13 protein-coding genes and 2 tRNA genes are annotated in these 14371 nt (G+C 60.3%); 3 read left to right on the top strand and 12 right to left on the bottom strand.

Going from position 1 to position 14371, the window contains the following annotated elements:
* Positions 1-63 precede the first annotated feature (63 nt).
* Together fdhF and AAAX59_RS00930 are read right to left on the bottom strand one after the other, a co-directional pair.
* Positions 64-2286: a formate dehydrogenase subunit alpha gene (gene fdhF / locus AAAX59_RS00925; RefSeq protein ID WP_349070069.1), complete on the bottom strand. Its 2223-nt coding sequence runs from the start codon at positions 2284-2286 to the stop codon at positions 64-66.
* 76 nt (positions 2287-2362) lie between these two features.
* A complete protein-coding gene (locus AAAX59_RS00930) occupies positions 2363-2956 on the bottom strand; it encodes a 4Fe-4S dicluster domain-containing protein (RefSeq protein ID WP_349070170.1) in 594 nt (197 codons plus the stop codon).
* 353 nt (positions 2957-3309) lie between these two features.
* Between AAAX59_RS00930 and AAAX59_RS00935 the strand changes: the two genes are divergently transcribed.
* The 3 genes from AAAX59_RS00935 (at position 3310) to AAAX59_RS00945 (ending at position 5365) form a co-directional block, all read left to right on the top strand.
* On the top strand, positions 3310-3633 hold the full coding sequence (locus AAAX59_RS00935; RefSeq protein WP_138112252.1) for a type II toxin-antitoxin system RelB/DinJ family antitoxin: 324 nt from the start codon (positions 3310-3312) through the stop codon (positions 3631-3633).
* The gene (locus AAAX59_RS00940) at positions 3626-4102 is read left to right on the top strand and encodes a hypothetical protein (RefSeq protein WP_349070072.1); all 477 of its coding nucleotides are present in this window, start codon (positions 3626-3628) and stop codon (positions 4100-4102) included. The genes AAAX59_RS00935 and AAAX59_RS00940 overlap by 8 nt, the downstream gene beginning before the upstream one ends.
* Before the next feature lie 267 nt (positions 4103-4369).
* Positions 4370-5365, top strand: a complete 996-nt coding sequence (locus AAAX59_RS00945; protein ID WP_349070074.1) for a hypothetical protein — start codon at positions 4370-4372, stop codon at positions 5363-5365.
* Positions 5366-5577: 212 nt separating this feature from the next.
* Here AAAX59_RS00945 and AAAX59_RS00950 read toward each other — a convergent pair.
* From AAAX59_RS00950 to AAAX59_RS00995, 10 genes are all read right to left on the bottom strand, one after another.
* Positions 5578-5651, bottom strand: a tRNA-Gly gene (locus AAAX59_RS00950).
* Positions 5652-5657: 6 nt separating this feature from the next.
* Positions 5658-5734 (bottom strand) — tRNA-Pro (locus AAAX59_RS00955).
* A 91-nt stretch (positions 5735-5825) separates the two neighbouring features.
* A complete protein-coding gene (brnQ, locus tag AAAX59_RS00960) occupies positions 5826-7184 on the bottom strand; it encodes a branched-chain amino acid transport system II carrier protein (RefSeq protein ID WP_195239647.1) in 1359 nt (452 codons plus the stop codon).
* 76 nt (positions 7185-7260) lie between these two features.
* Positions 7261-8400: an aminotransferase class V-fold PLP-dependent enzyme gene (locus AAAX59_RS00965; protein WP_349070076.1), complete on the bottom strand. Its 1140-nt coding sequence runs from the start codon at positions 8398-8400 to the stop codon at positions 7261-7263.
* Positions 8397-8648 (bottom strand): DUF3343 domain-containing protein, encoded by a 252-nt coding sequence (locus AAAX59_RS00970; RefSeq protein WP_349070079.1) that lies wholly within the window; start codon positions 8646-8648, stop codon positions 8397-8399. The genes AAAX59_RS00965 and AAAX59_RS00970 overlap by 4 nt, the downstream gene beginning before the upstream one ends.
* A gap of 19 nt (positions 8649-8667) precedes the next feature.
* Complete coding sequence (yedF, locus tag AAAX59_RS00975) at positions 8668-9294, bottom strand: sulfurtransferase-like selenium metabolism protein YedF (protein WP_349070081.1); 627 nt, start codon at positions 9292-9294, stop codon at positions 8668-8670.
* Between the two features lie 47 nt (positions 9295-9341).
* Positions 9342-10403 carry a selenide, water dikinase SelD gene (gene selD / locus AAAX59_RS00980; protein WP_349070084.1) on the bottom strand — a complete coding sequence of 354 codons (1062 nt, stop codon included), beginning with the start codon at positions 10401-10403 and terminating at the stop codon, positions 9342-9344.
* A gap of 69 nt (positions 10404-10472) precedes the next feature.
* A complete protein-coding gene (locus AAAX59_RS00985; RefSeq protein ID WP_349070085.1) occupies positions 10473-11237 on the bottom strand; it encodes an acyl-CoA dehydratase activase in 765 nt (254 codons plus the stop codon).
* A gap of 155 nt (positions 11238-11392) precedes the next feature.
* Complete coding sequence (locus tag AAAX59_RS00990) at positions 11393-12556, bottom strand: double-cubane-cluster-containing anaerobic reductase (RefSeq protein ID WP_349070087.1); 1164 nt, start codon at positions 12554-12556, stop codon at positions 11393-11395.
* A 154-nt stretch (positions 12557-12710) separates the two neighbouring features.
* Complete coding sequence (locus tag AAAX59_RS00995) at positions 12711-13994, bottom strand: double-cubane-cluster-containing anaerobic reductase (protein ID WP_195544610.1); 1284 nt, start codon at positions 13992-13994, stop codon at positions 12711-12713.
* Positions 13995-14371 lie beyond the last annotated feature (377 nt).

The following is a 14371-nucleotide window of genomic DNA, read 5'->3' on the forward strand; positions in this document are numbered from 1 at the left end:
AAATAACGGGCCGGGCTCCCGAACGTACGGGACGCCCGGCCCAAAAAGCCAACGAGAACGGGACTACACGATTTGATTCACGTGTGTCTCGTCGTCGAACTTGGCGGCGCCGGGCTCAACGTCCTGGGGAGCGGCGGCGTCGACCAGAGCCTGCTTGAGCTCGGTGTACTGACGCTCGACCTCGCCCTCGGCCCAGACCTGGTCGGCGATAGCGTCGACCTGGCAGGCGGAGAACTTGTCCTCGGGCGTATGCGAGACCGGGTCGACCTTGTGCATGGTCAGCTCGTTGCACTTGCCGATCCACCACTGGTAGGTCATATAGACCGTGCCCTTGTTGATACGGTCGCTCACGTCGGCTCGGCTGTATACCTGGCCGCGGCGGCTGTGGATCGAGACGATGTCGCCATTCTTGATGCCGCGTGCCTCGGCGTCCGCGGGATTCATGCGGACAAAGCCGGGCTCGTCGGCAAGCAGTGCCAGCGTCTTGCAGTTGCCGGTCATCGAACGGCAGCTGTAGTGGCCGACCTCGCGGACGGTGCACAGGATGAGCGGGTACTCATCGTCGGGAAGCTCGGAGGGCGCCTCCCAGTCGTGCGCCATCAGGTTGGCGCGGCCGTCCTTGGTGGTGAACTTGCCACCAGCGAACATGTCGGGCGTGCCGTGGTCGTTCACATCGGTGCTCTTGACGGGCCACTGGGCGTAGCCGCCCTCGGGAGCCATCTTCTCGTAGGTTGCGCCCACAAAGTTGGGGCACAGGCTAATGCACTCGTTCCAGATCTGCTCGGTGTTGTCGTAGTGCATGGGGTAACCCATACGCGTGGACAGGTCCGCGAAGATCTCCCAGTCGTGGCGGCACTCGCCCTTGGGCGGAACGGCCGCGTCAAAGTGCTGGAAGCTACGGTCGGATGCGGTAAAGACACCCTCGTGCTCGCCCCAAGAGGTAGCGGGCAGGATGACGTCGGCGAGCATGGTCGTCTGCGTCATAAAGATGTCCTGGCAAATGAACAGATCCAGCTCGGAGAGAGTCTTGCGCATACCGGCCGAATCGGGCTCGGTCTGCACCGGGTCCTCGCCGTAGTTGTAGAAGCAGTGCACCTTGCCCTCGTCGACCAGGTGGCCCAGGTCGGTGAGCTTGTAGCCCTCCTCGAGCGGGAGCTTTTCCTCGGGTACGCCCCAGGCCTTGGCAAACTTGGCACGCACTGCGGGGTCGGTGACTTTCTGGTAGCCAGGGTACAGGTTGGGCAGCATGCCCATATCGCAGGAGCCCTGGACGTTGTTCTGACCACGCACGGGCGCGAGGCCGGAATTGGGTTTGCCGATCTGGCCGGCAACGCAGGCGATGGAGGCGATGGTGTGCACCGTCTTCAGGTTCTGCTTCTGCTGGCATACGCCCATGCCCCAGCCAATGATGGCAGAGGGCTTCGCCGTGGCGTACATCTCGGCAGCTTGGTGGATCAACGCGGGCTCGACACCCGTGATGTCCTGCACGGATTCGGGAGTGTAGTTCTTGATGGTCTCCCACCACTCGTCAAAGCCGTTCGTGTGCTCGGCGACGAATTCCTTGTCGTAGAGGCCATCGTTGACCAAGCAGTTTGCAAAGGCGTTGAGGAACGCAACGTTGCAACCGTTCTTGATCGGAAGGTAGAGATCGGCGATACGCGCGGTTTCGATATGGCGCGGGTCGGCGACGATGATCTTGCAACCCTTTTCTTTGGCTCGCACGATACGCCTTGCGACGATGGGGTGCGAATCGGCAGGGTTATAGCCGAAGAGGAAAATGCAGCCCGCATCCTCCATGCCGGGGATGGAGCATGACATGCAACCTGAACCAACCGTGTCCATCAGACCGAGGACAGTAGGGCCGTGTCAAGTACGGGCGCAGTTGTCCACGCTGTGGGTGCCGATGCACGCACGCGTAAACTTCTGCATGACGTAGTTCGCCTCATTGCCGCCGCCTCGCGAAGAGCCGGTGGTCATGACAGCGTTAGGACCATATTCGTCAATTATGGCCTGCATCTTAGATGCGGTGAAATCCAGTGCCTCGTCCCAGCTTACGCGCTCAAGATCCGCGCCCTTGGTGCGACGGATCATCGGGTGAAGTACGCGAGGAGTCAAGATCTTGGTGTCGTTGATGAAGTCGTAGCCGCTCATGCCCTTAAGACACAGCTCGCTCTGGTTGGTGATGCCGTTGAGCGGTTCGGTGCCCACGACCTGGCCGTTTTGGACCAGGAGGTTAAACTGGCAACCGGCGCCGCAGTACGGGCAGATCACTTTATGCTTCTCCATGACACCCTCCTTCCTTTTTCTGCTACCGATTACTCGGTACTAATTTGACAATCATTGGGCCTGTATAGCCACCCGCCTACGCCTCGTTTTCGATGGTGGCGCGGGCACGCTCGGCAGTCAGTTCCGCCAGGCGCTCCTCGTCTACCAGGGTGAGGCCCTTGGTCGGGCACGCCTCGGCACACGCCGGACCGCCGGGACGGTCCACGCACAGGTCGCACTTGAGCACGAAGCTCTTGGTCTGCGAACCCACGCGAACGTCGCCCATCAAGACCGGAACCTGCGTGGTCGCAACGCTCACGGCGCCAAAGGGGCATGCCATGACGCAGCTCTTGCAGCCGATGCAGTTGTCCTCGTTAACGCCGATGCGATGGTTCTTTGGATCAAAGAACAAGGCGCCCGTAGGACAGGCCTTCGCGCACGGAGCGTCCTCGCAGTGGTGACATGCCACCGGTGCGGAGATCTCGTACGTACGCGTCACGCGCAGGCGCGGTGCGGCGATGTTGCCGGGAATATCGTGTGCCTCGATGCACGCCGCCATACAGGTTTGGCACCCAATGCAGCGTGAAGAATCAGCCACGACTCGTTTATTGCCCATGTTGTTCACTCCCTCCTGAATCCCATGCCGGAGAGACCCTGTCGACGTTACCCCGGACCGCCCGTGGTCCGGCATCGACGTATCGAGCACATGCGGCGAAACAGGCACTTCGATAGAATTCCTCCAACGATATACAGGTTAAATATACGCAGTTGCAGGTGGCAAACTTGAGGATAGGCCCTGCAATACGGGTGTATTGCAGAGGTTTTGGCAGGTTGGAATTATTCTCGATAGGATATAAAGGTGAGTGTATTACATGCGTACGCCCAAGAAAGATTTCACGCTCATTTCTAAAGGATGTAGTACGTTTGTAATATCGTTTACACTCAATTACTCTAGTGCAATAAAGTAGTGGTTGTAAGATTGGCTATTATTAGCCGATGTTGTATTTGTTATTCAAATTGCACGCTCATTAAGGGAGGCCAGTGATGTCATCGACTCAAAAACGAGCCATCCTGCAGGTGCGCATTCGCGAGGAAGACAAGCAGCATGCCGAGCGTCTCTACGACGCTATGGGCACATCGCTCGCCGAGGCTGTCCGTCTATTTGTCGCGCAGAGTATTTTGATGCGCAAGCTCCCCTTTCAGCCGGTCGCCGTGCGCTCCAAGGACGGCACGGCCGCCTATGGATTGCTCAAAGCATATGGGGACCCCAATCGCCGCTCCGAGGAGCGCAATGCCTGGATTGAATACCTAGCCACAGAAAGCGACGAGTCGGTTTTGGGTCCCGAGGAAGTAGATATCCATGAGTAGCACCATCATCGACGAGACCGTCATCCTGCGCTACCTGCTTGACGACGACGAAGTTCTGTCACCGCGTGCCGCCAAGGTCATCGCCACGCGCACCGCTCGTGTCTACCCCGAAATCATCACGCGCGTCGTGGTCACGCTGCGCGACGTCTATAAGGTTCCCCGCGTTGAGATTGCCGCGGCCTTGAAAAGGCTGCTCGATGACGTCATGGTCGACGAGCCCACCGTTGTCGCCCTTGCCGTCAAACTCTTTGGCAAGACCCATATGGACTTTACCGACTGCCTCCTCGCAGCCCGAACCGCCATCTACAACGATGGTGTCGTGAGCTTTGGCAAGCCCATCATCCAAGGCATGATCGACTACCGCCGCCAGCGCCAAACCGCCGCCGACGCCCGCAGCCGAAGCACCGACGCCCGCGGACACGGCACCGACTCCACCATCGACAAGCTCCGCCACCAATCCCGCCACTAGCCCCATCCCCTCCTAAGTTGCGGTGAAATAGTTCCTGGATTTAGGCTTATTCGAGCTTTTCAAGAACTATTTCACCGCAACTTTCTGTAAGGGTGGTTTTTAGTGCCGCCGAGGGGCACTAATCAACCGTTTGCCGATATGTTTGGCTCCGACTCATGGCTCTGACCTGCCCCGTCAAGCTTTTGGTCAGTTCATGGCAAGGTCTGGCGGACCAAATATGGGATAGCGTAGTGTCATTCACTCCCCCTCGAGACCATGGGGTCGAAAATGAGTCATGATAAACGCTGTTCCAAATCGCAAGCAGAGCTATTCTTCCGGTTATTCGAGGCCCATCATGGCGGGCATCTGTTTGTAGCTACCAAAAAATGGGACGAACGCTGTGCCTACGCGCTCATGCAAAAAGAGATGATTATTCGACTCTACAACCATGTCTACGCTGACCCCGCGTATTGGAATGACCTCGGCGTCGAAGATCGCATCTTTCAATTGGCATCCGCTATTGCGGTCGTTGAACCGGATGCCGTGTTTTGTGGAGCAACGGCGGCACTGCTCTATGGCGTCGGTTCTGCATATTCGCTTCTCGACAAGGTGCAAGTGCTGCTGCCGCGTTCCACCAGACGCGATATGTACGAATTCGTTGAATACCGACGCTGGCGGCCGGGCGACGTATGGCAGCTCGGCCCGTTTACGTTAACGGATCCATATCGCACGGTGGTCGACATCGCCCGAACGAGCGCTTTTCGATATGCACTAGGCTATGTCGACGGGTTGGCTCGTGAGTACGGTGTCGAGCGTGAAGAATTGCGTGCATATGCACAAGCGAACTGCCGCGGACTGCACGGCATCGCGCGCGCATTTGACGTTTTTGAACACATGGATGGCAGATCGGATAACGGTGGAGAATCCGAGGCACGGGCGGCAATGATTCTGGCGGGAGTTGCCGCTCCCGAACTTCAGGTTGAAATCACTCGACCGGGAAACGCCGGCTATTATTTGGCAGATTACGGCTGGCAGATGCCAGACGGCTCTTGGATGCTGGCTGAGCTGCATGGACTAGGCAAGTTTGAGGACGATGCCCAAAATAATCCGGAACATACTGCGGCAAAAACCTATCGAGCTGCCCTCATGCGCGACGCGAACCTGCGTGCCATGGGCCACAACGTCATTCATTTCAAGCTCTCAGACACCCTCGATGTCAAAGCGTTCGGCTCCATGATGCGCGGCTACGGTATACCAACCACAAAACCCTACACAGACTCCTGACCGGCTGCCCTCATCTTCTCGACAACAGAACCCATCATCGACCCAGCCCGCTCGGCCTCAATAAGTTGCGGTGAAATAGTTCCTGGATAACAGCTATTGCGGCTAATCCAGGAACTATTTCACCGCAACTTAGGAGGGGATGTGGGGTCCCTGACATGTATATGAAAACAGCTCTGGCACCAAATAGAGCCAAAGCCGTTAAAACTATCTTATGGAGCGGGCGACGGGAATCGAACCCGCGTCATCAGCTTGGAAGGCTGGGGTTCTACCATTGAACTACGCCCGCAAGATATGGTCGGGACGACAGGATTTGAACCTGCGACATCCTGCTCCCAAAGCAGGCGCGCTACCAAACTGCGCCACGTCCCGAAGGTGTTGAGCAGCTAAGGTCTAAACCTTGCGTGTCCCAAAGCGAAGGAAATTATAGGGGAGACTCCCCGCCTGTGCAAGCGCAGAAACCCTAGCTCCTCGAATGTGCGACAAACTTGCTGTGGAGCAGACCAATCACAAACGCCACCACGGCAACCGGCGCCCACGCGGCACCGATGTCTGCCAGGGGTAGCGCATCAAACGGCAGCCACGCGCCCGCAAAGAACGCATCGCGGACCGAGGTGATCACGCTCTGCACGGCAACCACGCCGCCGACCCAGACCCACACCTGCGGATGAGCGTCGCAAAAGCCGTGTACCAAACCCATGAGGACCAGCACGATGGCGACGGGATACAAGGCGTTGAGCATGGGCACCGAGAACATAAGGATCACGTCGAGGCCCACGTTGGAGAGCACGCACGAAAACGCTGCGAACACAAAGGCGAGAATCGCAAAGGGACGGCGCATGGCCTCCTCGGAGGCCTCCGCTCCCCCTTTAACCACATACGTTTCGCAGAAGTAACGCGCGCAGCAGCTGATGAGGCCGATGCACACGTTCATGCAGGCGAGGAAGAAGATGGCGAAGACCACGACCGTGCCGGCAAGCCCAAAGTGCATGGAGGCCGAGCGGGCGAGAATGGCGGCGCCGTTGGTGGCGTCGGACATCACGGTGCCGAGCTGCATACCGGCAAGGGCCAAACCGCAGTAGATGACGGCCATGAGCACGCCGGCGATCACACCGGAGCGCGAAATCTCAAAGGCCACGCGCTTGTCATCGGTAACACCCAACTCGTGGATGGTCTCGGCGATGATGATGCCGAAGGCGAGCGACGCAAGCAGATCCATGGTCTGATAACCGGTCAAAAAGCCCTGCACGGTAGCACCGGCATTGTAGGGAGTCTGCGGCGCGGCAGCCGGTCCCAGCGGCGAGATCACGGCAGCACCCACGACCAGCACGATGAGCGCAATGAGCGCGGGGCCCGTAATGCGCCCGAGCACGCGCGTGATAACGCCCGGACGCAGCGTGAGCGCAAACGCGACGACAAAGAAGCCAACGGCAAACACCAGGCGAGCCGTGCCGAGCGAAACGCCCTCGGGCAGTAGCGGCACCAGCATCTCGAAGGCCGTAGAGCTTGTGCGCGGAATGGCCAGGCACGGGCCGATGGCCAGATACACCGCCGCAACGAAGAATTCGCCAAACTTAGGATGCACGCGCCCAGCCAGCTCGCGGGCCGTGCCGGCGAGCGCGACGGCGATAAATCCCATAACAGGCAGACCGATAGCGGCAATCAAAAAGCCGATCATGGCAAGCGGCGTGGCCGTGCCGGCCTGAAGTGCCAGCAATGGCGGAATGATGAGGTTGCCGGCGCCAAAGAGCATCGAGAATAGGGCGATGCCGACGGTAACGACATGGTCGGAGCGCAGACCGCGCGGTGCGGATGAGGCCATAGGCACACCTTTCGGGTCGAAACAAAAACGGGACGGGCAAAAGACCCGTCCCGCAAGTATAAACGGTCTAGCAGCTTTAGCAGGCTAAATCGCACAGAGCATCGATAGCCGTGTCGACTTCTTCGGTAGTGTTGAAATACCCAAACGAGAAGCGGACGACACCCTGGCGCTCGGTACCTAACGCGCGGTGCATGAGCGGAGCGCAATGGGCGCCGGGGCGCGTCGCAATCCCCCACCCTTGCATGAGCGCATCCGAGATCTCGGCAGAGTCGACATCTCCCACGTTAAGCGAAACGATCGCCGAGCGCGTCGGCTGGTCAAAGGCACCGTAGAGCTTAATCCCCGGAATCTCGCGCACACCGGAAAGGAAGCGATCAGCGAGTGCGCGCTCGTGGGCAGCAATCGCCTCGACCCCACCCTGGGCCTCGATATAGTCGAGGCCGGCAGAAAGTCCCGCGATACCGTGGCCGTTGAGCGTGCCCGCCTCAAGGCGCGTGGGCCACTCAAGCGGCTGCAACGCATCGAAACTGTGCACGCCCGTGCCGCCCATGGCCCACGGCGCCACGTCAATGCCCTCCGCCACGGCCAGGCCACCGGTGCCTTGAGGTCCCATGAGCCCCTTATGGCCGGTAAAGCACACCACGTCAAGCCCCACGGCCTGCATATCGATATGCGCCGTACCGGCAGACTGCGAGGCGTCGACGATCACCAGCGCACCGGCCGCATGGGCCATGGCCGCCACGCGCGCAATGTCGACCGCGTTGCCGGTCACATTGGAGGCGTGCGTCACCACCACAGCACGCGTGCCCAGCGTGACCAACCGCTCGAGCTCGTCGTAGTCGAGCACGCCGTTCGCGTCGCAGCCCGCATGCTCAACGGTCACGCCCTGCTCTACCGCCAGGCGATTGAGCGGACGTAGCACGGAGTTGTGCTCGAGCACCGTTGTGACCACACGGTCGCCGGGGCGCACCACGCCATTGATGACGGTGTTGAGCGCCGCGGTGGAGTTGGGCGTAAAACAAACATGGTCAGCACGCGGGCAGCCCAGCAAGCGCGCAAGCTTGGCGCGGCAGCCGTGAATGGTACGCGCCGCATCGAGCGCGCCCGACGTCGCGCCGCGCCCGGCATTGCCGAGCGAGCACATCGCCTGCGTCACGGCATCAATGACCGTTTGCGGCTTATGCATGGTCGTCGCAGCGTTATCCAGGTAGATCATCGCACGACCTCCCACATGTCGATCACCGTAAAGCCCTCGGTGGGGACGCCCGCCGCGGCAAGCTCGCCGCGCAGCAGGTCCTCTTCCGAAGGCAGCGCCTTCCACGCCAAGCCGCAGCCGGCAGCGACCTCCCCGGGCACGGGAATCGTGCGCCCGGGGAGGCCGCGCTCGATGCATAGGGTCTCGCACCCCATGGCGGCCGCCGTGGTGGGAAACGTGATGACAAGCGCAGGGCGCTTCTCCCTCATGGCAACTCCAACCAATACGCTACGGGCGCACGACGCGCACGGCCTGCTCCATCTTCTCCACGATCACGTACATGTTGGTGACCTCGCCCACCGCAAGCTGGTCTTTAATGCCATAGTGGTCGAGGCAGGTACCACAGGTGAGGATCTCGACACCCTGCTCGGCCAGACCCTTCAGGTCGTCGAGTACCGGCGAGCCCTCGACAGTGAGCTTGGCGCCGCCGTTGTAGAACAGCATGGTCGCGGGCAGCTCCTCCTGCTGCGTCACGGCAAAGATAAAGGCCTTCATGAGCTTGTGGCCCAGCTCGTCGTCGCCGCGGCCCATGCAGTCGGTGTAGACGGAAATGACGAGCTTGCCCTTGCCGGCGCTGGCATCACAGAAGGCGGCGCCATCCTGCTCGGGATCAGCCACGGCAACGGCGCCAGAGGTCGCCACGGTCACGTGCCACTCGGCGTCAGAAACCTTCTCGACCGAGGCCGTGCAGCCCTTCTCCTGCGCCATCTTGGAGATGTTCTTGACGGCGGTCTCGTTGTCGACCGAGGTCACCACAGCGCCCTCGCCATTGAGCTGCTTGAGGGCCTTGAGCGTCTTGACGACGGGCAGCGGGCAGGCATCGCCCATGGCATTGACTTCAATCTTGGTAGACATAGTTTTTCCTTTCGAATGTGACCGCCCCAGAATGCGGGCGGCCGATTTTACGATATCAACGAGCGCACAACGCGAACGGCAGGACCGCCTGGCACCGGCTCGCACACGCGACCGACGACGGCGGCGATACGTCCCTCGGCATGCAGACGGCGCACAAGCTCATCCACATCGGCAGCAGGTGCCGCGATGAGCAGGCCACCAGACGTCTGCGGATCGTACAGCGCATCCAGCATGCCCGGCTCCAGGCCCTCGTCGGCCGTCACACGCGGGCCAAAGAAGTCCTGGTTGCGGTAGGAGCCCGCGGGGATAATGCCCAAACGCGCCATGTCAAGCACTTGATCAAAGAGCGGCACCGCCCCCGACGCAAGCTCAATCTGCACGTCCGAGCCCTCGGCCATCTCGCATACGTGCCCGATCAGGCCAAAGCCCGTAATGTCGGTACAGCCGTGAAGCTCGAGTCCCTCGGCCAGACGAATCGGGGCCTCGTTGAGGGTGCGCATCGAGTCAAACATGGCTGCGGCCTCGTCCTGCTCGATGAGCTCGCCCTTAATGGCCGTGGTGATGATGCCCGAGCCGATCGCCTTGGTCAGCAGCAGAACATCGCCCACGCGCGCGCCGCTGTTGGCGAGCATGCGGTCGAGCGCGACAAAACCGCTCACGGACAGGCCGTACTTGGGCTCGTCGTCGTTGATGGTGTGACCGCCCGCGATGGAACAACCCGCCTCGACGCACTTGTCGGCACCGCCTGCCAAAATCTGCCCGGCAACCTCAACGCCCAGGCAACTGGGTATGCAGAGCAGGTTCATGGCATGGCTCGGCCGCCCGCCCATGGCGTAGATGTCCGACAGCGAGTTGGCCGCGGCGATCTGGCCAAACAGAAACGGGTCGTCGACCATCGGTGGGAAGAAGTCGACGGACTGAACGAGGCCCAAGTTATCGCCAACACGGAAGACGCTCGCATCGTCGGAGGTATCGAACCCTACGAGCAAGTTGTCGTTATGCACATTGGGTAAATCGCCCAGGACCTGGGCGAGGGCTCCAGGAGCCAACTTAGCGGCTCAACCGCTCGCAGCAGTCATGGACGTGAGCTTAATCTGATCGTCAGCCATCGATACCTCCTCTCTTCGGTCAATCATTTCTCCCAGTATACGCATGAATGCGAGCCTGCGGCGGATGCATTAATTGAGCGCCTGTGCGCGAATCGCCGCGCCGATGGCACCGGCAAAGCGGGCCTGGGGCGAGGTGGTGACCGGCGACCCCAGCTGCGCGGCAAGCCGCTCCACAACGTAGGCGTTCTCGCACAGCCCTCCCGTCAGATAGTACGGAGCGCCCGCTGCCTGCCCGGCCATAGTGGCCACACGCGACACGACACTCTCAATCACACCGCGGGCGATGTTCTCGCGCGGCTCACCGCGACCAATCAGGCTGATAACCTCGCTTTCGGCAAACACCGTGCACATGCTGCTGATCTTGGTGGGCTCGCCGATGCGAGCGAGGTCCGCCATCTGCTGCTGGGAAATGCCTAGGCGGTCGGCCATGATCTCCAAAAAGCGCCCCGTGCCGGCGGCGCACTTGTCGTTCATGGCAAACTTGGCCACGCGGCCACTTTTAAGCTGAATGACCTTGGTGTCCTGGCCGCCCACGTCGATCACGGTGCCGTGGTCGCCAAACAGGCGCACGGCACCGGTGCCGTGACAGGTGATCTCGGTCACGACCTTGTGCGCATAGAGCACGGCAACACGGCCGTAGCCAGTCGCGACCACGCGCACGTCGTCGGCAGCCACGTCATAACCCGCCGCTGCCAGTGCCTCGCGCAGCCGCTCGGAAGCATCGACCGAGGAGAACCCGGTTGGCTGCACGCACGTCCACGCCACCGAACCCCCTCCATCGACCACAGCAGCCTTAGCCGCCGTAGACCCGATATCGATCCCGATCCCTATCATGGCTCTCTCCCAATCTAAACATCAAAGGTAGCGGCGCGTTCAGGCGCCTTAGCTCTAGGTTTCTCAGGTGCCGGAGATTGCCCCGAAAGAGGAGCGCAGCGTACATTGGGTACGCAAGCGACGGTTTGAGGAGCAAGATCCGGTGCCTGAGGAAGCTAGAGGGTTTCGATGAAGGCGGCGATGCGGGTCTCGATCTGTCCCATGTCGCCGTTGCTGTAGTCGGTCTCGATCTTCATGTACGGAATGCCCGCACCCTCGACAGCCTCCTGCATGCGCGCACTCTCCACGTTAAAGGTGTGGCACGCCTGGAGCACGCTCTCCACTACGCCATCGACGTGATACTTCTCGCACATGGCCAGCGTGTTTTCCATACGACCGTCGTTGGGCGTCATGACCGAGCAGTTGATATCCAGGTAACGGTCGGCGATGGCGCGAAGGATGTCGGGAGCCTCCGGGTCGATCATCATGGCCGCCGTGCGCTCGCCCGAGCAGTCGTCCATGCACACGACCACACCACCGTTGAACTCGATGGTGCGACCGATCTTGTTGATCACGCCGCCCACCGGGCAGCCGGTGATCAGAATGCGCTTGGCATCCGCCGCAACCGGGCGCTCGCTCGCGTCGTAGGCCTCGCGCAGCTTGACAACCTTTTGCTCCAGCTGCTGCGTATAGGCCTCGATATCAAAGCTAAACGTACCGGCAAACATGGTGCTCATCAGGTCGACGCCGCTCATGGCCGCCGGCTGGTTGGCCTGCAGCGCAAACATCTCGAGCTGGGCCGCACGCAAGCGGTTGCGACGACGGACGGCAGCGCGCAGATCATCGTCGGTAATCGCGATGCCGTAGAAGTTCTCGAGCTCCTCCTTGAGCAGACGGCACTCCTCGTACCAGCCCTCGCGCTCGTAGGCTCGATCGCGGCCCTGCGGAAGATGCAGAATGTGCGTGCGCTTGAGCTCGTTGAGCAGCTCGTACATCTTCTTCTTGCCGTCGCAGGTGGTCTCACCGATGATCATGTCGCTAAAGTACGTAAACGGGCACTTTTGCGAATAGGCAAAACCATACGTAGACTTGATGAGCGGGCACAGGTTTGCCGGCAGCACCTTCTCGGCCTCGGGAATCACCTCGTCGGACGTGCCGCACAGCGCCACGCTCGCAGCCCCCGCGGCATCGATAATCTCGAGCGGCGTGTAGCTGCACAGAAAACCGACCAGGCGATTACCCGCCTGCTTATTATCCTTGACGCGAATAAACGCCGCCTTGCGTTGCTCGTTGAACTCCTCAAACGTGGACGGCAACGGCTGCTCAATATTTTCCGACATATAACTCCTTAACAAACCTTTTAACCAACCAAGGAAACGGCTTTCCCAGGTGCCCGAGGTTGCCGTGAAAGAGGAGCGCCGCGTACTTTGGTATGCAAGCGATGGTTTGAACGGCAAGATCGGGTGCTTGGGGAAGCCGCTGGACCGGATAGCCCTAAATGGTTTCCAAGAAAGCCTCAATCCTGGTTTGCAGTTGGCCTGCATCCTCGCCGGCGTAGTCGGTCGTGATGTGCATAAACGGGATGCCGGCCTCTTCGGCGGCCTTCTCCACGGCAAACGACTCCATCTCGTAGAGCGTGCAGAACTGCAAGGCCACGTCGACGATGCCGTCGGCATGCAGGTCCTTGGCCATCTGGACAATGTCCTTCATACGCTGGTCGTTGGGCGTAAAGACGGCGCAGTTGATCTTAAAGTAGCGCTCGGCGATGGCGTCGAGCATCTCGTCAACCGTCTCACCGGACTCGTCGACCAGGTCCTTGTAGTAGCGCGAGCCCGTGCAGGACTCCTCGCCCACCACGACGCCGCCGGCCTTCTCGATGAGGTTGAACAGCTTCCAGTTGGGCACGGCCATGGGCGTACCGGTGTACAGGATGCGCTTGGTGCCCTTGGGCGCCACACCCTCGCCGGCCTCAACGCGCTGCTCGCACTCAGCCGCCATTTCGTTGATGGCGCCGGTCAGACGCGGCGTGTCATCCATAAAGGCGGCCTGAACGGTCAGCAGGCTGTCGAGACCGCTGATGGGCGCCGGATCGGCAGCGCGGGTCGCAGCCAGACGCTGCAGGGCGCGACGCTTCTCGTTGACGGCGTGGATGGCAGCCTTCAGGCGCTCAGGCGTAATCGTGACGCCGCACTCTTCCTCGATCTTGGCGGCAAGCTTTTTAACCTCGGCCTTCCAGGTCACGAGCGTCGACTCGTCGTGCACGTTGGGAATATCCATGACGTACATGTTCTTTTGCGTGGCAAAGAACTCGTAGGCCTTCTTCTTGCCATCGCAGGTGTTCTCGCCTACCACCAAGTCACTCGACTCAATGTAGGGGCAGACCTCGCCCAGCTTAAAGCCGGCAAAGCTCTTGATGAGCGGGCAGGTGTTGCGCGGCAGATGCTCCTCGACCTTGTCGGTCGCCCAGTCGGCACCCGAGCACAGACCAACTGGAATGCCGTCACAGGCAAGTACGATCTCCTCGGGCACGTACACACAGAACGAACCGACGATCTTGGTGGCCTCGCCGGCCTCCTTCTTGTCGAGCATCTCCTTAATACGGCCGCTGTGGATGTTGGTGGCGACAAAATCCAGGTAGGACGTGGACTTGGGGCGATTGTTCTGCGTCAGGAACATATCGCCGTACATCTGGCCCACGGCGCCCAGCAGCATGTCGTGGTCGGCAAGATTCATGCCGAGGCTCTCCCACATCGGATGGAAATCAAATTCTTCAGCCATGACGGTTCCCCTCTCGAATCAAAAATGAATAGCTACGGTATTGCTGCACGGTGGGTGGCGAAAACCCGACCGCGCCTAAACCCGGAATTTTGGGGAACCTGCTTTGCAGCTGATTATTTAGTTGTGCGTCGTCTCTCCCGGAGCCGTGAACATACCTGCTCATATGCGGCTCCGAGCCATATATAGGGCACGCGCGGCAACGCGGCGAATGTATGTCATCTGCGGCATGTGCGCACCCTCCTTTACAAGTTAAGGTCAACTATATCAACGGTCGTCGACCATGCGAACACCGTTGACATTCGTACGACAGCCTCGTGTGCCGTCGTTTAATAAATAATTATCTTAATTGATAAGAGTTTGCCATCCCTCATTCGGCG

The sequence above is a fragment of the Collinsella sp. CLA-ER-H2 genome (assembly GCF_040092405.1).
Lineage (GTDB): Bacteria > Actinomycetota > Coriobacteriia > Coriobacteriales > Coriobacteriaceae > Collinsella.